This is a genomic window from Kitasatospora sp. NPDC059599, assembly GCF_042735125.1.
In the GTDB taxonomy this organism is placed as follows: Bacteria; Actinomycetota; Actinomycetes; order Streptomycetales; family Streptomycetaceae; genus Kitasatospora.
This window is the reverse complement of record NZ_JBHWCL010000013.1, coordinates 41,205-60,042: the sequence shown is the minus strand read 5'-3', so window position 1 is coordinate 60,042 and position 18,838 is coordinate 41,205. Positions and strand designations below refer to the sequence as shown.

General features: G+C 75.9%; 17 protein-coding genes. 10 read left to right on the top strand and 7 right to left on the bottom strand.

What is annotated here, in order from left to right; genetic code table 11:
• Positions 1–256: 256 nt before the first annotated feature.
• Both ACFV04_RS07335 and ACFV04_RS07330 read right to left on the bottom strand, forming a co-directional pair.
• Positions 257–2,233 (bottom strand): ABC transporter permease, encoded by a 1,977-nt coding sequence (locus ACFV04_RS07335; protein WP_380527405.1) that lies wholly within the window; start codon positions 2,231–2,233, stop codon positions 257–259.
• A gap of 6 nt (positions 2,234–2,239) precedes the next feature.
• Positions 2,240–2,839 (bottom strand): hypothetical protein, encoded by a 600-nt coding sequence (locus ACFV04_RS07330; RefSeq protein ID WP_380527403.1) that lies wholly within the window; start codon positions 2,837–2,839, stop codon positions 2,240–2,242.
• 258 nt (positions 2,840–3,097) lie between these two features.
• On the opposite strand from ACFV04_RS07330, the gene ACFV04_RS07325 reads away from it, so the two are divergent.
• Together ACFV04_RS07325 and ACFV04_RS07320 are read left to right on the top strand one after the other, a co-directional pair.
• Positions 3,098–3,691 carry a hypothetical protein gene (locus ACFV04_RS07325; RefSeq protein ID WP_380527401.1) on the top strand — a complete coding sequence of 198 codons (594 nt, stop codon included), beginning with the start codon at positions 3,098–3,100 and terminating at the stop codon, positions 3,689–3,691.
• Positions 3,682–5,100, top strand: coding sequence for an ABC transporter substrate-binding protein (locus ACFV04_RS07320; protein WP_380527399.1), 1,419 nt, complete (start codon positions 3,682–3,684; stop codon positions 5,098–5,100). Before ACFV04_RS07325 ends, ACFV04_RS07320 begins: the two co-directional genes overlap by 10 nt.
• Positions 5,101–5,202: 102 nt before the next feature.
• Here the strand turns inward: ACFV04_RS07320 and ACFV04_RS07315 are convergent, their stop codons facing one another.
• From ACFV04_RS07315 to ACFV04_RS07300, 4 genes are all read right to left on the bottom strand, one after another.
• A complete protein-coding gene (locus tag ACFV04_RS07315; RefSeq protein WP_380336578.1) occupies positions 5,203–6,459 on the bottom strand; it encodes a PP2C family protein-serine/threonine phosphatase in 1,257 nt (418 codons plus the stop codon).
• 123 nt (positions 6,460–6,582) lie between these two features.
• A complete protein-coding gene (locus ACFV04_RS07310; protein ID WP_380336581.1) occupies positions 6,583–7,005 on the bottom strand; it encodes a MarR family winged helix-turn-helix transcriptional regulator in 423 nt (140 codons plus the stop codon).
• 30 nt (positions 7,006–7,035) lie between these two features.
• Positions 7,036–8,388 carry a M48 family metalloprotease gene (locus ACFV04_RS07305; protein ID WP_380527397.1) on the bottom strand — a complete coding sequence of 451 codons (1,353 nt, stop codon included), beginning with the start codon at positions 8,386–8,388 and terminating at the stop codon, positions 7,036–7,038.
• Positions 8,389–8,522: 134 nt separating this feature from the next.
• The gene (locus ACFV04_RS07300; protein WP_380527395.1) at positions 8,523–9,422 is read right to left on the bottom strand and encodes a universal stress protein; all 900 of its coding nucleotides are present in this window, start codon (positions 9,420–9,422) and stop codon (positions 8,523–8,525) included.
• Positions 9,423–9,673: 251 nt separating this feature from the next.
• Here ACFV04_RS07300 and ACFV04_RS07295 point away from each other — a divergent pair, with 251 nt between their 5' ends.
• From ACFV04_RS07295 to ACFV04_RS07260, 8 genes are all read left to right on the top strand, one after another.
• The gene (locus tag ACFV04_RS07295; protein ID WP_380527393.1) at positions 9,674–10,825 is read left to right on the top strand and encodes a CapA family protein; all 1,152 of its coding nucleotides are present in this window, start codon (positions 9,674–9,676) and stop codon (positions 10,823–10,825) included.
• 109 nt (positions 10,826–10,934) lie between these two features.
• Positions 10,935–11,444, top strand: a complete 510-nt coding sequence (locus tag ACFV04_RS07290) for a GNAT family N-acetyltransferase (RefSeq protein ID WP_380527484.1) — start codon at positions 10,935–10,937, stop codon at positions 11,442–11,444.
• 355 nt (positions 11,445–11,799) lie between these two features.
• Positions 11,800–12,582 carry a 2,3-dihydro-2,3-dihydroxybenzoate dehydrogenase gene (locus ACFV04_RS07285; RefSeq protein ID WP_380527391.1) on the top strand — a complete coding sequence of 261 codons (783 nt, stop codon included), beginning with the start codon at positions 11,800–11,802 and terminating at the stop codon, positions 12,580–12,582.
• A 231-nt stretch (positions 12,583–12,813) separates the two neighbouring features.
• Positions 12,814–14,025: an isochorismate synthase DhbC gene (dhbC, locus tag ACFV04_RS07280; protein ID WP_380527389.1), complete on the top strand. Its 1,212-nt coding sequence runs from the start codon at positions 12,814–12,816 to the stop codon at positions 14,023–14,025.
• Positions 14,022–15,680 carry a (2,3-dihydroxybenzoyl)adenylate synthase gene (locus ACFV04_RS07275; protein WP_380527386.1) on the top strand — a complete coding sequence of 553 codons (1,659 nt, stop codon included), beginning with the start codon at positions 14,022–14,024 and terminating at the stop codon, positions 15,678–15,680. The genes dhbC and ACFV04_RS07275 overlap by 4 nt, the downstream gene beginning before the upstream one ends.
• Before the next feature lie 30 nt (positions 15,681–15,710).
• Entirely contained in the window at positions 15,711–16,460 is a 750-nt protein-coding gene (locus ACFV04_RS07270) for an isochorismatase family protein (RefSeq protein ID WP_380527384.1), read from the top strand.
• Positions 16,457–16,690 carry a phosphopantetheine-binding protein gene (locus ACFV04_RS07265; protein ID WP_380336603.1) on the top strand — a complete coding sequence of 78 codons (234 nt, stop codon included), beginning with the start codon at positions 16,457–16,459 and terminating at the stop codon, positions 16,688–16,690. Before ACFV04_RS07270 ends, ACFV04_RS07265 begins: the two co-directional genes overlap by 4 nt.
• Positions 16,690–17,499, top strand: coding sequence for an AMP-binding protein (locus ACFV04_RS07260; RefSeq protein ID WP_380336606.1), 810 nt, complete (start codon positions 16,690–16,692; stop codon positions 17,497–17,499). The genes ACFV04_RS07265 and ACFV04_RS07260 overlap by 1 nt, the downstream gene beginning before the upstream one ends.
• A 79-nt stretch (positions 17,500–17,578) precedes the next feature.
• Here the strand turns inward: ACFV04_RS07260 and ACFV04_RS07255 are convergent, their stop codons facing one another.
• On the bottom strand, positions 17,579–18,721 hold the full coding sequence (locus tag ACFV04_RS07255; RefSeq protein WP_380527382.1) for an amidohydrolase: 1,143 nt from the start codon (positions 18,719–18,721) through the stop codon (positions 17,579–17,581).
• Positions 18,722–18,838 lie beyond the last annotated feature (117 nt).

The window sequence follows — 18,838 nt, the reverse complement described above, 5'->3', positions numbered from 1 at the left end:
CCCCATCGGTGTGCCGAGACCGCCGCTCGGGCAGCGGGCCGTGTGGCGGTATGAGCGGTATGAGCGGTGCTCATGGCTGCTCGGTGTTCCGCACCGCCGGGGGTGGCATGAGCGTTGCTCATGGACCCTCGTCGGGTGCGGGCACAGGTGTGGGTGCGGGCACGGGTGCCGGTGCTGCTCCCGGCCCCGGTGCCATGGCATGAGCGCTGCTCATGGGGCGTCGCCGCGCGGTTCCTCGGGGTGTCATGAGGGTTGCTCATGACGTCCGTTCCCCTCTCGCCTGCCGCGCGGCGATCGCCGCCCGGACGCGGCGCCCCGCCGGGCTGAGCCGGGACGGGGGGAGCGTCGGGGGCCGCGCCGGAGGTGGGCGGTGCCGGGGGAGGGGGAGAGCGGCGAGGCCGCCGGGGAGGCGGCCGATGACGGTGGCGAGGGCGCCGACGGCGACGGCGGAGACACCGGCGACGGTGCCGGCGTCGAGGCCGATGAGGAGGGCGGCGGCCAGGACCGCGGCGAGGGCGCTGTCGGCGCCGGCGACGACGACGGCCGCGAACCAGAGGAGGCCGCGCACCGGGTCGAAGTCGGAGGGGTCGAAAGCGCGTCCGGCGAGGCCGATCAGGCCGCCGCCGAGTGCGGCGAGGGCCGCGCCCACCACGAAGGCGAAGAGCTTGAGGCCGGGGACGTCCACGCCGGCCGCGACGGCGCCCGGTTCGTGGTCCCGTACGGCGGTCAGGGCCCGGCCGAGGCGGCCCCGGTGCAGGCCGCGGACGGCGAGCAGTCCGAGGCCGAGGAGCAGGAGTTCGGCGAGGTAGAAGGCGCGGTCGCCGGTCAGGAAGGAGGGGCGGTCGAGCACCAGCCCGGTGGTGGCGTACGGCTGCTGGAAGACGAAGCGGCTCATGGCCATCCCCACCGCGAAGGTGACCAGGGCGAGGGCGAGCCCGCGCCGTCGGATCGCGGGCCAGCCGGTGAGCACGCCGAGCGGCGCGGTGGTGAGGACGGCGATCAGCAGCGCGGGCGCGGCGGGCAGCGGTGGGAGGCCGGGGACGCGTCCGGACATCAGCAGTCCGGTGCCGAGCGCGCCGAGCCCCGCGTACCCGGCCTGGCCGAGCGAGATCTGTCCGCCGTATCCGGTGACGACGACGATCGACAGCAGGACGAGGGCGAGCGCGGGGACGAGCAGCGCGCTGCGCAGGTCGTTGCCCCGGAAGCCGAGCGGCAGCAGGAGCAGCACCAGGCAGACGGCCCCGGCCTGGCGTCCGCGCCCGCTCCCCGGGCGGCGGGCGGGCAGTGGTGTGGTCCCGGTCCGTTCCCCGCCGAGGTGCGGTCCGGCGAGCAGGGCGGTGACGAGCAGCGCGATCACGAACAGGTTGGACTGCACCGCCTGGACCAGCGGCAGCAGCTGCCCGGAGGGGTGGAGCCGGGTGAGCTCGGACTGGGCGATGCCGAGGGCGAGCCCGGTGGCGACGGCGACCGGGATGCTGCGCAGCCGGGCGGCGACCGCGACCGCCATGGTCTCCATCACCAGGAGCGGCAGCCCGTACGGGTCGAGGAGCAGGTACGGCGCGAGGGCGATGCCGACCAGGCCTGCGGTGAAGGTGCCGAAGGCCCAGCCGACGGCGGAGACCCGGTCGGCGTCGACACCGGTGAGGGCGGCGAGGCGGCGGTCGTCGACCACGGCGCGCAGCCGGAGGCCGAAGCGGGTCCACCGGGTGGTGGCGAAGACGGTGAGGCCGAGGACGAGGATGGCGGCGAGCTGGGCGACGGTGTCGGGTCGGAGGCCGTGTCCGCCGGGCAGGCGGATCGCGGCGCCGCCGAGCGGGGAGGGGGCGCCGGCCAGCGGTGCCGGTCCCCAGAGCAGCACGGCCACGCCGATGAGCAGCACGAACACGCCGAGTCCGGCGACCATGGTCTCGGCCGGTCCGGCGCCGCGCCGCTGCAGCGGGCGGTACACCAGGACGTCGAGCAGGACGCCCAGCGCGGGGGCGACGACCAGCAGGCAGCAGGCGACGGCCGGCCAGACCGGCCAATGCCGCACCACGACGAGGTCGCGCAGCAGGTAGGCGACGGCCATGGCCTGGGCGCCCTGCGCGACGTTGAGCACTCCGGTGGCGCGGTGGCAGACGACGAGGCCGATGCCGCTGAGGGCGGCGGCGCTGCCGACGGTGAGGCCGGCGAGGGCGAGGTCGACGGTCAGGCCGAGCGAGTCGGGGGCCGCGGTGAGCAGTGCGGTGGTCATGGGCGTTCACCCGGCCGGCGGGGCGGATCCGCCCGGACGGGTGTCGGGGCCGCGGTCCGGCGGGCGGGGCGAGCAGAGCGGGCAGGGCGTCAGGCCCCGGGCCCGGACGGCGTCCGGGCCGACCGGTGCGGCCCGGGCCTTCCCGGTGACCAGCGGGCAGTCCGGACGGTGGTAGCGGGTGCCCTCGGGGACGGCCAGCCACGCCGGGGCGTCCGGTCCGGCCGTGTCGGCTCTGTCGGCCGTGTCGGTGGGGTCGGCGGGGTCGGCCGGGTCCGGTACGACGGCGGGTCCGGCGTCCTGCCCGGTGGCCTGCCCGGGGTCCGGTGCGGGATCCCGTCCGGTGCTGCCCGTACCGGTTCCGGTGCCGGACGGTTCGACGAGCAGCTCGTAGAGCCGTTCGACCCGGCGGTCGGTCAGGCTGCCGGGTTCCGGCGGGGCCGGCGGCCGTAGCGCGACCACGACGGCGCCGGCCACGATCAGTGCCGCGCCCGGGATCGTGGACGAGGCCAGATAGGGGACCTGCTGTTCGACGAACGGTTCTCCGGAGACCCCGTACCAGCCGAGCACGCACAGCACGGCCCCCACCGCGACGAGCAGCCAGCCCACCCACTCGCGCGCGCCCCGGAGCGCCCCGCCCCGGAACGCGCCACCCCGGAACGCGCCACCCCGGAACGCGCCACCCCGGAACGCGCCACCCCGGACGGGGGAACCCTTTGGGGCGTTACGGGTGATTTCTCCGTCGGATTGCGATTCGTCCATGGATCCGCCTTCATGGTGTCACCTGAGACGTTTCCAGGATCGGCCTGGAACAGCATCCGGGAGACCGGGAGACCGGCCCGGGCGGCGCAGTCGAGAGGGAACACCATGCACGTGACGCGAAGCGGCGCCCCCACGGGCGACGGCCGGGCCCTGCGGACGGCGAGCGTGCTGCTCGCCCTGGTGCTGGCGGGCACGGCGGCCGCGTGCAGTAGCAGCAGCACGTCCGGGTCCTCGGCGAGCTCCCCGGCGAGCGCCGGCTCGACCGCCGCCGCGAGTCCGACGGGCACCGCCACCGGCACCGCCGCCGCGAGCCCGACCGGCAGTGCCCCCGCCGACGCGGCCGCCGCCAAGACGGAGATCACCACCAACTGGGAGAAGTTCTTCGACCCCGCGACCCCGATCCCGGACAAGGCCGTGCTGCTCCAGGGCGGTGACCAGCTGCTCCCGGTGCTGCAGGGCTTCTCGCAGGACCCGCGGGTCGGCCAGGTGCAGGCGAAGGTCACCGACGTCTCGTTCGCCGACTCCTCCCACGCGACGGTGACCTACTCGCTGTTGCTCCAGGGCACGGTGGTCGAGCCCAGCGCCTCCGGTCAGGCCGTCCTGGAGAACGGCACCTGGAAGGTGTCCCGCTCGACCCTGTGCGGGCTGCTGACCCAAGCGGGCGGCGCCAGCGGGACCCCGATTCCCGGATGCAGCTGACGACCCGCCCGTGGCGCCGGGCCGCCGACGCGTTCGCGCGCCGGCGGCCCGGCCGCGTCGTGGCGGCGGTCCTCGCCCTGCTCCTGTCCGCGGTGCCGGCCGGCTGCGGCACCCGCTTGCCCGAGGGCGCCTTCACCGCCCGGGCGACCCGGGCCCCGACCCCGGGCGCGACCGGTGGGGCGACCAGCGGCAATCCGGCCTCCGACACCGGGGTCACGGCGGGCGAGATCCGGATCGGCATCGTCACCTCCCTGACCAGCCCGGTCGGCAGCGAGGTCTTCAGCGGCCCCCGGTACGGCGCGCTGGCCTTCTTCCGGGCCCTGAACGACCGGGGCGGCCTGCACGGCCGCACGGTCCGGGTGGTGACCTGCGACGACGGCGGCAGCGGCGTCGGCAACCAGGACTGCGTGCACCGACTGATCGACCAGGAGCACGTGTTCGCCTTCGTCAGCGGCAGCGTCCTCGACTACGCGGGCGCCCCGTACGTGAGCGGGAAGGCCGTGCCGGACGTCGGCGGTCAGCCGATCGGCACGGCGTACGACCGCTGGCCGCACCTGTACGAGATCTACGGCAGTGCCGCGCCGCGCGACGGGCAGTCCGTCGGCTGGAACGGCACGCTCTACCAGAGCACCGAGGTGTTCCGTTTCTTCAAGCAGCGCCTGGGGGCGAACAGTGCCGCCGTGGTCGCGTACAACCAGGCCGACTCGGCGCGCTACGCCGGGCAGCTGAAGGCCGGACTGGAGGCGGAGGGCTACCGGGTGCTGCTGCAGACGGTGGACTTCGCGCTGCCGAACTTCCAGGCGGTGGCCGCGGCCGTGCGCGCCGACGGCTCGCAGTTGCTGTTCGACGCCATGGACACCCGGGGCAACGCGGCCCTGTGCCGGGCGCTGGACGAGTCCGGGGTGACCGTCACGGCGAAGGTCACCAACGTGCAGAACTGGTCGGAGTCGGTACGGACCGACTACCAGGCCTCGCCGAACTGCCGCAACGTGCTCTGGGCGACCTCGTCGAGCCTGAACTACGAGGACGAGCAGTACCCGGCGGTGCACGACTTCCGCACCGCGATGGCCCGCTACTACCCGGACCGGGCCGGGCAGCTCTCCGCCTGGGAACTGGAGGGCTGGGCGGGCGCGCTGTGGCTGACCGACGCGGTGGACTCCTGCGGCGCCGCCCCGACCCGCGCCTGCGTCGGGGCGTTCATGAACCGCGCCGAGCCGTACGACGCGCACGGCCTGATCCTGCCCGCCTCCTTCGTCCCGCAGCCGCCGCCCACCGGCCTGACCCGCGCCTGCCTGAACGCCGCCCGCTGGCAGGACTCGGCGCAGGGCGGCCGGGGCGGCTGGGTCACCCAGGTGCCGTCGATGACGACCAATTGCTACGAGGTGCCGCAGCTGCCGTACAAGCCGTAGGTCCCGGACCGGCCCCGGGCGCCGCCCGGGGCCGTGCCCGTCCTGGGACCTTGGCCCGGCCGACGTCCGGAGCCGGGCCGGCGTTCAGGGCCCGTCCGGCGTTCAGGGCCCGTCCGGGGGCGTGGGGCCGGCTGTGGGGCGGCTCCCGCGCAGACCGCCGTCCGGGAGCCGCTCGACCACGACCATGGCCGCGTCGTCGTCCAGCCGGCCGCCGACGTGGGCGAGCAGGTCCCCGCGGAGGCGGTGGAGCAGGACGGTGGGGCGCTCGGCGCTCCAGGCGGCGACGCGTTCGGTGAGCGGGTAGAAGCGCCGCTGGGCGTCGCGGGCCTCGATCACGCCGTCGGTGTAGATCAGCAGCCGGTCGCCGGGCCGGAACGGGAAGGTCTCCACCTCGTACCGCACCGGGGCGAGTTCGCCGAGGCCCAGCGGCGGGGCGGGCTGGCGGGCGGCGAGGGTGGTGATGCCCTCGGGGCGCAGCAGCAGCGGGGGCGGGTGGCCGCAGTCGATCAGGCGGACCGGTGAGCCGTCGTCGGGGATGTCGAGCAGCACGGCGGTGATGAAGGACTCGCCGGACTCCCCGGCCTCCTCGGGGGCGTCCCGGGGGGCCGCCCGGGGCAGGGCGCGCCGGTCCTGCTGGGCTTGCCGCGTCTGCCGGGACTGTTCGGCGAGCTGGGCGAGGTCCCAGCTGACGCTGCCGTCCAGGTAGGCGGCCAGGTCGGGCAGTTCGGCGTGCAGGTGGGCGGCGGCGCGGAAGGCGCCGAGCAGCAGGGCGGCGTCGCCGAGCGAGGACAGGCCCTTGCCGCGCACGTCCCCGACCAGCAGCCGGGTGCCGGTGGTGGTGCGGGCGGCCGCGTACAGGTCGCCGCCGACCTGGGCCTCGGCCTCGGCGGCGAGGTAGACGGAGGCGAGGTGCAGCGGTCCGATCCGTTCCGGCAGCGGGCGCAGCAGCACCCGCTGCGCGGCCTCGGACACCGACCGGACCCGGGCCAGTTCGCGCTCGTGCCGTTCGCGCAGCACCCGCAGGCCGACGATCAGGGTGGAGACGGCGACCTGCGCGCTCAGCTGGGTCTCGATGTTGGCGCTGGTCAGGCTGTCGCGGACGGCACCGATGACGGTCAGCGCGGCGAGCGCGAGCACGGCGACCCAGAAGGTGGCCCGGGGGCCGGCGAAGGAGGCGGTGAGCGCGGGCGCGACGATCAGCAGCGGGCCGAGGTGGATGTCCGGCGGGGAGAGGATGTCGACCACGGCGATCAGCACGATCAGCACGAGCGTCAGCGCCGTCAGCACCCGGGGGTCCGGCCGCCAGGCGCGGCGGCGGTCGGGCGGGTGCGGCGCATCGGGTCGCTGCCGGAGGGGCACCTCTCCTCTGTACACCGTGGGGGTGGAGGGGCGCACCCCGGGAGGGCCGCCGGGCGTTCGCGCCGGGCGTTCGCGTCGGGCGTTCCCGCCGGGCCGTGCTGCCGGGTGGCCGGCCGTGCCGGGTCAGCCCTCTTCGCCGTAGCGGGCCAGGTAGGCGGCGAAGCGGGCGACGTCCTCGTCGGACCAGTCGGTGAAGCGGGTGGTGAAGGCCAGGCGGCGCTGCTCGTTGGCGTCCCGCAGCAGGGTCAGCCCGGCCTCGGTGGCGCGCAGGATCTGGCCGCGCTGGTCGTCCGGGTCGGCCTCGCGGGCCAGCAGGCCGAGCTTCTCCAGGGCGGTGACCTGGCGGCTGACGGTGGACTTGTCGAGCATGAAGTGCGTGGCCACGTCGGCGGCCCGGCAGCCGCCGCGCTCGGTGATCAGGTCGAGGACGCTGTACGTGACCAGGGAGAGGTCGGGGTGCAGCTGGGAGGCCTTGTGCCGGGCGCGGCGGGCGAAGGCGGTCAGCTCGCGCTGGATGGTGTCGATGGACGACTGGCGGCCGGGCACGGCGTTCCTACCTCCTCGAAATTTGTTGCACTATACAACGGATTCGCCGGGGGTGGCGCGCTGCTCCGGTGCGGGCCGTCCCGGCGCGGCCTGCCAGGCGCGGGCGGCGGCGATCCGGCGGGTCGCACTCGGGTGAGTGGCGAACAGTAGCTCAAGCAGCCAGGGCGGGTCGACATCGGAGACGTTCACCAGTGCCAGTCTGCGCTGCATCGCCACGAACTGCTCGGCGTCACCGGTCAGTTCCAGCGCGTGCCGGTCCGCCCGGGCCTCGATCCGGCGGCTCACCGCGCACTGCACCGGCCCCGACAACGTGCCCAGCAGCGCCGCGAGCGCCGCCAGCAGCGGCAGCGCCCGCGGGTCCGCCGCGTCCGTCACCCCGGCGGCGTCCAACAGCGGCTGCCAGTCCGCCAGCAGGCCGAGGACGGCCACCGCGACCGCCGCCCCGACCGCGCCCAGCGCGGTGCCCACCGGCACGTCCCGGTGCTTGACGTGGCCCAGCTCGTGCGCGACCACCAGCTCGACCTCGCGCGGCTCGGCGGCGGCCAGCAGCGTGTCGTAGGCGACGATCCGACGGGTCGCCCCGAACCCGGAGACGTACGCGTTGAGTGCGGTGGTGCGGCGGGAGGCGTCCGCCACCAGGACGTCCCGCACCCGGACGCCGTCCCGCTCGGCCAGCGCCAGCAGCGCGGTGCGCTGCCCGCCCGGCGGCATCGGCGCGAAGCGGTTGAACACCGGCTCGATCAGCAGCGGGTGGAGGAAGGAGAGGGCGACGGTCAGCACCGCCGCCGCGCCCGCCGCCGGCAGCCACCAGCGCTGCGGCGACCGGGCGGTCAGGGCGAACAGCCCGAGGGCGAGCGGGAGGAAGAGGGCGAGGGCGAGCGCGAGGCCGCGCACGGCGTCCAGCGCCCAGCCGGCCCAGCCCTGGGTCACCAGCCCGTAGCGGGCGCGGACGGTCCGCGCCCCGGCGCCGAACGGCAGCCGCAGCGCCTGACCGAGGACCACCAGGGCCGCCGCGCCGGCCAGGACGGTGGCCGTCCGGGAGCCGCCGAACCAGCCGCCGACGGCGGTGACCAGGCCGGCACCGGCCGGGGTGAGGCCGAGCAGCAGGGTCAGGGCCAGACCCGCCAGCCGGCCGCCCAGCGCCCACGGCAGCTGGGCGCGGCGCAACGCGCGGCCCCGGGCGCGCTCGGCGGCGGTGAAGTCGGGGGCGTCGGCGGCGCTGGAGTCGGGGGCGTCGGCGGCGGTGGACCCGGACGCGGCGGTGGACGCGTCGGGGCCGGGATCCGCGTCGGGGCCGGGATCCGCGTCGGGGCCGGGATCCGCGTCGGGGCCGGGGCCCGCGGCGGGGTCCGGGGCGGCCCGGCGGTCGGGGGTGGTGTCCATGGCGGGGGCGGCTCTTCCGGTTGTCCGGTCTTCCGGTCGGGTGTCGCGGTTCAGCATGGCGTACCCGGCGGGGCGGTGCGCACTCCTGCGCCGGGGCGGATCCGGCGCCCCGGCCGGGCTCCGGCCGCGGGTGGTCACTCCTCCGCGGGCCCGGTCGCGTCGTGGACGCCCGCGCGCAGCAACTGGTGTCCGAGGTCCACCAGGGCGCGGCCGACCGCGAACTCGTCGCCGATCCGCGGGGCGGGGGCGTCGCCGGGGTTGCGCCGGGAGTGGGCGTCGCTGTGCAGGACGTGGCCGTCGGCGTCCAGGGCGGCGTGCACCCGGGTGGTGTCCCGGTCCTCGACCACGTGCAGGGTGAGCTGCCAGTCCTTGGTGCGCACGGCGGGCCCGCCGGCCCCGGTGGACCGGACGTCCTCCTCCGGCGTCGTCCCCGCCCCGGCGCCCGTCCCCGCGCCCGTCCCCGCGACTGCCCCGGCGCCCGCCCTCGCCGCGGCCCGTGCCGGTGCGGTGGCCATCCGGTCGGAGCGGACGATCACCACCGGACAGCTGCCGTACACCGCGCAGCGGGCGCTGACCGAACCGAGCAGCGTCCGGGCGAAGGTGCCCCGGCCGCGGCTGCCCAGCACCAGGAGGTCGGCGTCCTCGGCCGCGTCCAGCAGCACCTCGGCGGCGTGGCCGAGCACCAGGCTCTCCCGGACCGCCACCGGGCGCTCCGGGCCGAGGACCTCGTCGATCTCGGCGCTCAGCGTGCGGCCGGCGGTCCGTTCGAAGCCGTCGTCCACCATCGGCGCGGACCAGCCGTACAGCGACGGGTACTCCCAGGCGGCCACCGCGTGCACCGACGCCCCGGTCAGGACGGCCTGGCCGACCGCCCAGCGCAGGGCGGCTTTGGACGGTGCGGAACCGTCGATGCCGACCACGATCCGGCACTCCCGGGCGGGGAGGGCGCGGCTGCCGGGGACGCCGCCGACCGGACTGCCGACCGGTCCGCCGCCCGCGCTGCCGCCCGCGCTGCCGCCCTCGTTGCTGCCCATCACGTCACACCTCCGCCGCATCGGCGCGGGACCGGCACCCGCCGACCCCCCGTACCACCACGCTGCGCGCCCGCCCGCCGCCGCGCCAGGGACACCGTGGCCGGGACGGCCGCGGCGATTGGGACGGGTGGGCCACAGGTGGGCCCGCCGGTGTCCTTTTGTGGCCGGAATGTTGCGGGTGAGGGCTCAAGGGGTGGTGATTCGGTGGCGTAGGCTGACCGCTCTCGCATCGTCCTCGGGGGGAACCACTCATGCGCCGTGTCGCGGCTGCCGTCGCGCTGCTCGTCGGACTGACCACCGTCACCGCCTGCGGCCCGGACGACCCCGACCCGGCGCCCGCGGGCGCGGCTCCCGCCCCGACGGCCACGGCCCCGACCCCGGGCGCCCCGTCCTCCGGCGCCGCCCCGAGCAAGAGCGCCGCGCCCCGGCCCGACGGCACCATCACCGTCGCCTTCGCCGGGGACGTCCACTTCGAGGGCCGCACCGAGGCCCGGCTGGCCGTCCAGCCGCCCGAGCCCGCGCTCGGCCCGATATCCCGCAGCCTCGCCGACGCCGACCTGTCCGTCCTCAACCTGGAGACGGCGATCACCGGGCGCGGCGCCCCGGAGCCCAAGCTGTACACCTTCCGCACCTCGCCCAAGGCGCTCTCGGCGCTCAAGGACTCGGGCGTCGACGTCGTCTCGATGGCCAACAACCACGCCGTCGACTTCGGCGCCGACGGCCTCACCGACACCCTCGCCGCCAAGGACTCCTCGCCGATCCCGGTGATCGGCGTCGGCCGCGACGCCAAGGAGGCGTACACCCCCTACGTCAGCACCGTGCGCGGGGTGAAGGTGGCCGTGGTCGCCGCGAGCCAGGTCGAGGACCTCACCAACCAGAAGTGGCGGGCCGGCGCGAACAAGCCGGGCATCGCCTCCGCGCTGGACGTCCCGGCGCTGGTCAAAGCGGTCGAGGCGGCGAAGCGGCAGGCCCCGGTCGTGCTCGTCTACCTGCACTGGGGCGAGGAGGGCAAGGCCTGCCCGACCGCCCCGCAGACCGCCATCGCCAAGAAGCTCGCCACCGCCGGTGCCACCGCCGTGGTCGGCACCCACGCGCACACCATGGTCGGCTCGGGCATGCTCGGCAACACCTACGTCGGGTACGGCTTCGGCAACTTCCTCTGGTACGGCACCTCCAACTACCCGAACTCCAACGAGACCGGCGTCACCACCCTCACCCTCACCGCCGACGGCAAGGTGACCGGCGAGGCCTTCGACCCGGCCACCATCGACGACAAGGGCGTCCCGCAGCCGGTCACCGGCGCCGCCGCGGAGGCCGCCCTCAAGCGCCGCGACGGCCTCCGCGGCTGCGCGGGCCTCACCCCGGCGCCGAAGGCCCCCGCGGCCGCCCCCGCCTCGCCGTAGGACGAAGGCCCGCTGCGCCTGTCGCAGTTGCTGTCGCTGTCGCAGCCGCAACCACAACCGCAGCGCCGTGACGTCCTCGTAGCATCACCCCGCGACCGGGCACGAGGAACTGACGACCCGTCGACTCTCGCCGCGGTGGCCGGCCGCGGGTGACGTCGAGGCCGTCCTCGCCGTCCACGGCGACCGGGCCGCCTGCCTCCACACCCCTTCCGACGCCCTCGCCGCCCGGGCCGAGGCCGAGGAGCGCCGCCGGAGCCGGGGCGCCGTGTGGCGGCGCCACGGCTACGGCTACTGGACCGTCCGGGCGCACGAGGACCCCGCCGTGCCGGGCTTCTGCGGCGTCAATCCGATGGAGCCGAACGGTCTGCCGGTCCTGAACCTCTTCCACCGCTTCCCTCCCGCCGCCTGGGGCCGGGGTCCGGCGAGCGAGGTCGCCACCGCCGTGGTGGCCTGGGCGAGCACCGCCGAGCCCGGTCTCCCGCTGATCGCCCGCGTCCGCCCCGCCGACCTCACCTCCCGACGGGTGGCCCTACGGGCCGGCCTGCTGCGGGCCGAGCACCTGGACGGCGGGGGCTACGACGGCTTCGACCGGATCCATCACCGTCCGGCCGGGCGGTAGTCCCGGCGCCGCAGAGCGTCCGGGCGCCGGCGGGGAGCTGGGTGAACCCGGCCGGGGCGGCGGGGGCTTGGGCGGAATCAGGACGGCGGCCCGGTGTCGTGCGGCCGGTTGTCGTGTGGCCGGCTCTCGCCGGTCGCCGGTGGTCCGTCCGCGGGGCGGTCGGTCGTGTCCGTCGGCGGGGCGGGGTGCGTAGCCCGGGGTGGTGGCGCGCGCTCGGTGGGGCGGATCGTCCGGCCTCCTCCCGCGGCCCGGACGGGGCCGGCGTTCGAAGTGACGGTCGCACAGGCTCTCGGCGTAGGCGAACAACTGTGTTAGGTTAGGCTTGCCTAATCTTGCTGGTCGGAGGGGATGTCCTGTGCAGCAGCAGTCCGAATTCGCCGGTACCGTCGCGATGGTCACCGGAGCCGCGCAGGGCATCGGCGCGGCCGTGGTCCGGGCGCTGGTGGCCGAGGGAGCCGTCGTCGCGGCGGTGGACCGCAGCGCCGGTCCGCTCGACGCCCTGGCGGCGGAGCTCCCGGCCGTCAGACCCTACGTCCTGGACGTGTCCGACGCCCGGGCCGTGGACGACGTGGTCGAGTCGGTGGAAAGCCGGCTCGGCCCCATCGCCACGCTCGCCAACGTCGCGGGCATCCTGCGCACCGCTCCGGTCGTCGAACTCACCGACGCCGACTGGGCGGACACCTTCGCCGTCAACACCACCGGGGTCTTCCACACCGGCCGTGCCGTCGGGCGGCGGATGGCGCAGCGCGGGCGCGGGGCCGTCGTGACCGTCGGCTCCAACGCCGCCGGGGTGCCCCGGGCCGGGATGGCCGCCTATGCGGCGTCCAAGGCGGCGGCCACCATGTTCACCCGCTGCCTGGGGCTGGAACTCGCCCGGTCCGGCGTGCGGTGCAACGTCGTCTCGCCCGGCTCGACCGACACCGGGATGCAGCGCGCGCTGTGGGGCGAGGACGCGGTGGCGGCCGAACAGCGGGTGATCGAGGGCGACTTGGCCGCCTGGCGGGTCGGCATCCCGCTCGGACGGATCGCCGCACCCGCCGACATCGCGGAGGCCGTGGTGTTCCTGGCCTCCGACCGGGCGCGGCACATCACCATGCACGACCTGTACGTCGACGGCGGCGCGACCCTGCGCGCCTGACCCGCCCGCCCGGCGGTTCGCGTCGAACCGCCGCTCGCCCCGGCTCCGCGACCTCCCCCGGCTCGCCGGCCCCCGGCCCTCCGACTCCCCGAAGGCCCGCCGCCTGCTCGAAGGCCCGCCGGCCCCCCGAAGGCCCGCCGCCTGCTCGAAGGCCCGCCGGCCCCGGACTCCCGCCGGCCCCGAAGAACCGCGACCTCCCCCGTAGACCCGTCCCAGACTGGAGAACCCACCGTGACCACGGTGCCCCACGCCCCGGCGGCCCCCCTCGCCGACGGCCCCGACCACGCCGTCATCGGCGCGGCCAGCGGACTGCTCGGCCAGTACCGGGCCGCCTCCGACGAGGCGTTCTTCGCCTCGCCGACCCGCACCCTGCTCGCCTCCGGCGTGCGCGCCCGGGTGCCGCAGGACGGGCGGCCACTGCCCGTGCGGGTCGCCGGGACACTGGCCGAGGCGGCCCGTGCCGGGGTCGAACGGCCGCTGGTGGTCGGCGCGGTGGCGTTCGACCGGGACGGCCGGGCCGAGCTCGCCGTCCCCGAACGGGTCCGGACCGCCGGGGCGATGCGGGACGACCCGCTGATCGCGCTGCCCGCGCCGCCCGCCGAGCGGGTCGAGTGGCGGATCCGGCCGGTGCCCGAGCCGGAGGCGTACGGTGCGGGTGTCGCGGCGGCCGTCGAGCGGCTGCGCGGCGGGGAGTTGAGCAAGGTGGTGCTGGCCAGGACGCTGGAGCTGAGCGCCGCCGAGCCGCTCGACCTGCCGGCCATCCTGCAGCGGCTGGGCCGCCGTGACCCGGGCGGATACACCTTCGCCGTTCCCGCCGGCGGCGGTCGGACGCTGATCGGCGCCAGCCCCGAACTCCTGCTCTCCCGGCGGGGAACGGCCGTGCTGGCCAACCCGCTGGCGGGCTCGGTGCCGCGCAGCGAGGACCTCGGCGAGGACGTCCGGCGCGCCGCCGCGTTGCTGGAGTCGCCCAAGGACCTGCACGAGCACGCGGTGGTGGTGGACGCCATCCGCGAGGCGCTGGCGCCGTACTGCCGCACCCTGGAGGTGCCCGAACGGCCCACCCTGGTACGGACGGCCGCGATGTGGCACCTGGCCACCACGATCAGCGGCGAGCTGGCCGACCCTGCGGTCTCCGCCCTGGAACTGGCCTGCGCGCTGCACCCGACCCCGGCCGTCTGCGGCACCCCGACGGACGTCGCGCGCCGGGTCATCGGCGAGGTCGAGCCGTTCGACCGGGGCCTGTACACCGGCATGGTCGGCTGGGGCGACGAGGCCGGCGACGGCGAGTGGGTGGTCACCATCCGGTGCGCGGAGGCCGATGAGCGGACGCTGCGGGTGTACGCCGGAGCGGGGGTGGTCGACCGGTCCCGACCGGAGGCCGAACTCGCCGAGACCAGCGCCAAGTTCCGCACCTTCCTGGACGCCGCGGGGGTGTCCCGGTGACGCCGTCGGACGGGTTCACCCCGTACCCCGCCGAGTTCGCCGAGCGCTACCGGTCCGCCGGGTACTGGCGCGGCGAGACCTTCGGGCGGATGCTGCGCGAACGCGCCGCCGCGCACGGCGGGCGGACCGCCGTCGTCGACCCGGGCGGCCACTCGGCGGCCGTGACGGAGCGGCGCTGGACGTACGCCGAACTCGACCTGAGAGCCGACCGGATGGCCGCCGGGCTGCTCGCCCGGGGGATCCGGGCCGGGGACCGCGTCGTGGTCCAACTGCCGAACGCCGCCGAGTTCTTCGAGGTGGTCTTCGCGCTGTTCCGGATCGGCGCGCTGCCGGTCTTCGCGCTGCCCGCGCACCGGTACACCGAGATCGGGTACTTCTGTTCCTTCACGGGCGCGGCGGCGTACGTCGTGCCGGCCGTCGAAGGCGGCTTCGACTACCGCGAACTCGCCTCCCGGGTCCGGGCGGAGAACCCCGCGCTGCGGCTGGTCCTGGTGGCCGGGGAGGACGCGGGGGAGCACGTCCGGCTGGCGGACGTGCCCTGCGACGGGCCCGGACCGGCGAGCGGACCCGAGCCGGGTGACGTCGCCTTCCTGCAGCTCTCCGGCGGCAGCACCGGCGTGCCGAAGCTGATCCCGCGCACCCACGACGACTACATCTACTCGCTGCGCGGATCGGTCGAGCTGTGCGCGCAGGACGCGGACAGCGTGTACCTGTGCGTGCTGCCCGCCGCCCACAACTTCCCGCTCAGCTCGCCGGGTTCGCTCGGCACGCTGTACGCCGGCGGCCGGGTCGTGCTGTGTCCGCAGCCCAACCCGGAGACGGCCTTCCCGCTGATCGAGCGCGAGGGCGTGACCATCACCGGCCTGGTGCCGCCGCTGGCGCTGCTCTGGCTGGACGCCGCTGAGCGCGGCGCCCGCGGGTACGAGAGCCTGGAGGTGCTGCTGGTCGGCGGGGCCAAGTTCAGCACGGAGGCCGCCCGCAGGGTGCGGCCGGTGCTGGGCTGCACGCTCCAGCAGGTGTTCGGGATGGCCGAGGGGCTGGTCAACTACACCCGGCTGGACGACCCGGAGGAGTTGATCACCACCACCCAGGGCCGTCCGATCTCCCCGGACGACGAGGTCCGCGTGGTCGACGACCAGGACCGGGACCTGCCCGACGGCGCGACCGGCCACCTGCTGACGCGCGGCCCGTACACCATCCGCGGCTACTGGAACGCGCCCGAGCACAACGCGAACTCCTTCACGGCGGACGGCTTCTACCGCACCGGCGACCTGGTCCGGCGGACCCCGACCGGCCACCTGGTGGTCGAGGGGCGGGCCAAGGACCAGATCAACCGGGGCGGCGAGAAGGTCGCCGCGGAGGAGATCGAGAACCACCTGCTCGCGCACCCCGCCGTGCACGACGCGGCGGTGGTGTCGATGCCCGACCCCTACCTGGGCGAGCGCACCTGCGCGTACGTGGTGCTCCGCGCCGATCATCGCGAACAGCCGCCGAAGGGCGTCGAGTTGAAGCGGTTCGTGCGGCAGCGCGGGCTGGCCGACTACAAGGTGCCGGACCGGGTCGAGTTCGTCGAGGCCTTCCCGGCCACCGGCATCGGGAAGGTCAGCAAGAAGGACCTGCGCGCGGCCATCGCGGCCTCCCTCACCGCCAAGTGATTTCACCCTAGTTGCTAAGGAACGACCACCGTGGGCCTGCCCCGCATTCCCTCCTATCCCCTGCCCACCGCCGAGGAGCTGCCCGCCGACCGGGTCTCCTGGACGGTGGACCCGGCGCGCGCGGTGCTGCTGGTGCACGACCTGCAGAACCACTTCCTGGGCGCCTACGACACCGGGGCCGCCCCGGTGCCCGAACTCCTCGCCAACGTGGCCGGGTTGACCGGGGCGGCCGGTGCCGCGGGCGTCCCGGTCGTGTACTCGGCGCAGCTGGGCGGGCAGAGCCCGGCCGAGCGCGGACTGCAGCAGGACTTCTGGGGTCCGGGCATCCCGGACGACCCGCGGGCCACCGCGATCGCCGACGCCGTCGCGCCGGCGCCGGGCGACACCGTGCTGACCAAGTGGAAGTACAGCGCCTTCGTGCGCACCGGGTTGGAGCGGATGCTGCGCGAGCAGGGCCGCGACCAGCTGGTGATCGTCGGGGTGTACGCGCACATCGGGGTGCAGGTCACCGCCTGCGACGCCTGGATGCGGGACGTCCAGGCGTTCGTGGTGGCCGACGCGGTCGCCGACTTCGGTCCGGCCGAGCACCGGGCCGCGCTGGAGTGGGTGGCCGGGCGCTGCGGCGTGGTCACCACGACGGAGGCCGTGCGCGCCCGACTGGGCGGCGCGGACGAGCGGGACGGCACGGCCGAGTCGAGGAAGCCGGCCGGATCGAAGAAGTCGGCCGAGCCGAAGAAGCCGGCCGGATCGAAGAAGTCGGACGAGGTGGACGGGAAGTGACGGGCGTGGGTTTCACGGTGGAGCGGATCCGGGCCGAGGTCGCCGACCTGCTCGGCGAGGACCCGGCGGACATCCCGCTGGACGAGAACCTGGTCGACTGGGGGCTGGACTCCATCCGGCTGATGACGCTCGCCGAGCGCTGGCGGGCGGAGGGCGCCGAGGTGGCGTTCGTCCGGCTGGCGGAGCGTCCGGCGGTCGAGGCCTGGGCCGAGCTGCTGGGCGCGGTCTGATGGAGGCGCTCGTACGGGAGGCCGCCCGCGGGGCGGTGCCGCAGGACGCCCGCCCACCGGTCCGGGGGGAGGCGCCGACCGTCGTGCCCGCGTTGCCCCGCCGTGCGGTGACGTACCCGGCGACCACGCTGGTGGGGCCGGTCGAGGCGCAGGCGTCCAGGACGCCGGACGCGCCGGCGCTGGTGCTCGCGGGCGGGGGGACCGTCAGCTACGGGGAGCTGAACGCCTCGGCCAACCGGCTGGCGCGCGTCCTGGCCGCCCGGGGGGCCCGCCCCGGCGCGGTGGTCGGCCTGGCGGGCGCCCGCGGCCCGGCCGAACTGCTGACGGCGCTGCTGGCGGTGGTGAAGTCGGGTGCGGCCTACCTGCCGCTGGACCCGGCGGACGCGCCCGGGCGGCGGGAGCGGCTGCTGGCGGAGAACACGCCGGTGTGCGTGCTGGGGGAGGGCGTGCCGGGGGCGCTCACCGGGCTGGAGACGGCCGGCGAGCTGCCCACCGACCCGCCGCGGGCGCTCACGCCGCAGCACCTGCTCTGCGTCGGGTACGGTCCGGGCGGGCGGCCGACGGCCGTCCGGGTCACCCATGCCGAGGCGGACCGGCGGGTGCGCGAGCTGCAGGCCGAGCATCCGCTCGGGCCGGGTGACCGGGTCCTGCAACTGGGCCTGCCGTTCTGGGAGTTCCTCTGGCCGCTGCGGACGGGCGCCGCCGTGGTGCTCGCCGACCCGCAGCGGGAGGGGGAGGTCGGGGCGCTGGTCCGGGAGCTGGGCGTGACGGCGGTGCGGGTGGCGCCGACGGCGCTTCTGGGCGGGTGACGGCGGGCGGTTCCCGGACGACGACTTCCGGCGAACGGATGATGACCTCCGTTCGCCGGAAGTCGTCAGCCGAAATCCGTCACCGGCCCGCCGGTGGGCGTCGTGCCGCCGCCAGGTCCGCCGCCGTCCAGGCCATGGCCACCGCGCCGTCCAGCACCGCCCGCTCCGCCTCCGCGCCCAGTGCCGCCTCGGCGAACGCCGCCTCGTGCGGGGCGCAGGCGCCGCCCGTGATGTCCAGGACCGGATGGATCGAGGGCACCACGTGCGACACGTTCCCCATGTCGGTGCAGGCGAACGGCCCGCGCTCGACCGGCTCCGGCCGGCCGAGCGCCGCGGCGTTGGACCGCCACAGGTCCAGCAGGCCCGGGTCGGACCGCATGTCCAGGTAGTCCGGCTCGGGCCGGGTCAGCTCCACCCCGCACCCGGTGGCCAGCGCCCCGGCGCGGAAGCAGTCCTCGACCCGGGCGCGCAGCTCCGCGAGGTCCTCGGCCGCCGAGGCCCGGATCTCGTACTCGGCGGTGGCACTGTCCGGGATCAGGTTCGGTGCCGTCCCGGCCGTCGTGGTGACGCCGTGCACCCGCCAGTGCGGCGGGAGTTGCTGGCGCAGCAGCCCGATCGCGACCTGCGCGACGGTGAGCGCGTCGGCGGCGTTGCGTCCGTCGTGCGGGTTGAGGCTCGGGTGGGCGGCGCGCCCGGTGTAGCGGACGGACAGCGTGCCGAGGGCGAAGGAGCGGAAGTCGGCGACCTCGACCGGGCAGGGGTGCACCATCATGGCCGCGTCGGCCCCGGCGAAGGCTCCCGCCTCCAGCAGCAGGGCCTTGCCGGCTCCGCGCTCCTCGGCCGGCGCGCCGATCACCCGTACGGTGAGCCCGAGTCGATCGGCGTACGGGGCGAGTCCGAGGGCCGCGCCGAGGCCCGCGGCGGCGATCAGGTTGTGTCCGCAGGCGTGGCCGAGGCCGGGCAGCGCGTCGTACTCGCAGACCAGGGCGACGGTGACCGGCCCGCTGCCGAGGGTCGCGCTGAACGCGGTGGCCAGGCCGTGCGCGGGCGCGGTGACGGTGTAGCCGTGGCCGCGCAGCAGTTCGGCGCACCAGGCGGCCGCGCGGTGCTCCTCGAAGGCGGTCTCGGGATGGGCGTGGATGCGGCGGCTGAGCGCCAGCAGTTCGTCCCGGTGCGCGTGCACGCGCTCGTGGACGGCCTGCTTGGTCGCGGACAGGGGCATGGGTGGCGCCTCCGGCGGTGTCAGGGCCCGGGCTGCCCCGGGCCGTTGACCAGATCGTATGAAGTTAGATTAGGCTAACCTAAGTAAGGCGTTCCGGATCCCCGAGGAGCTCTCCGA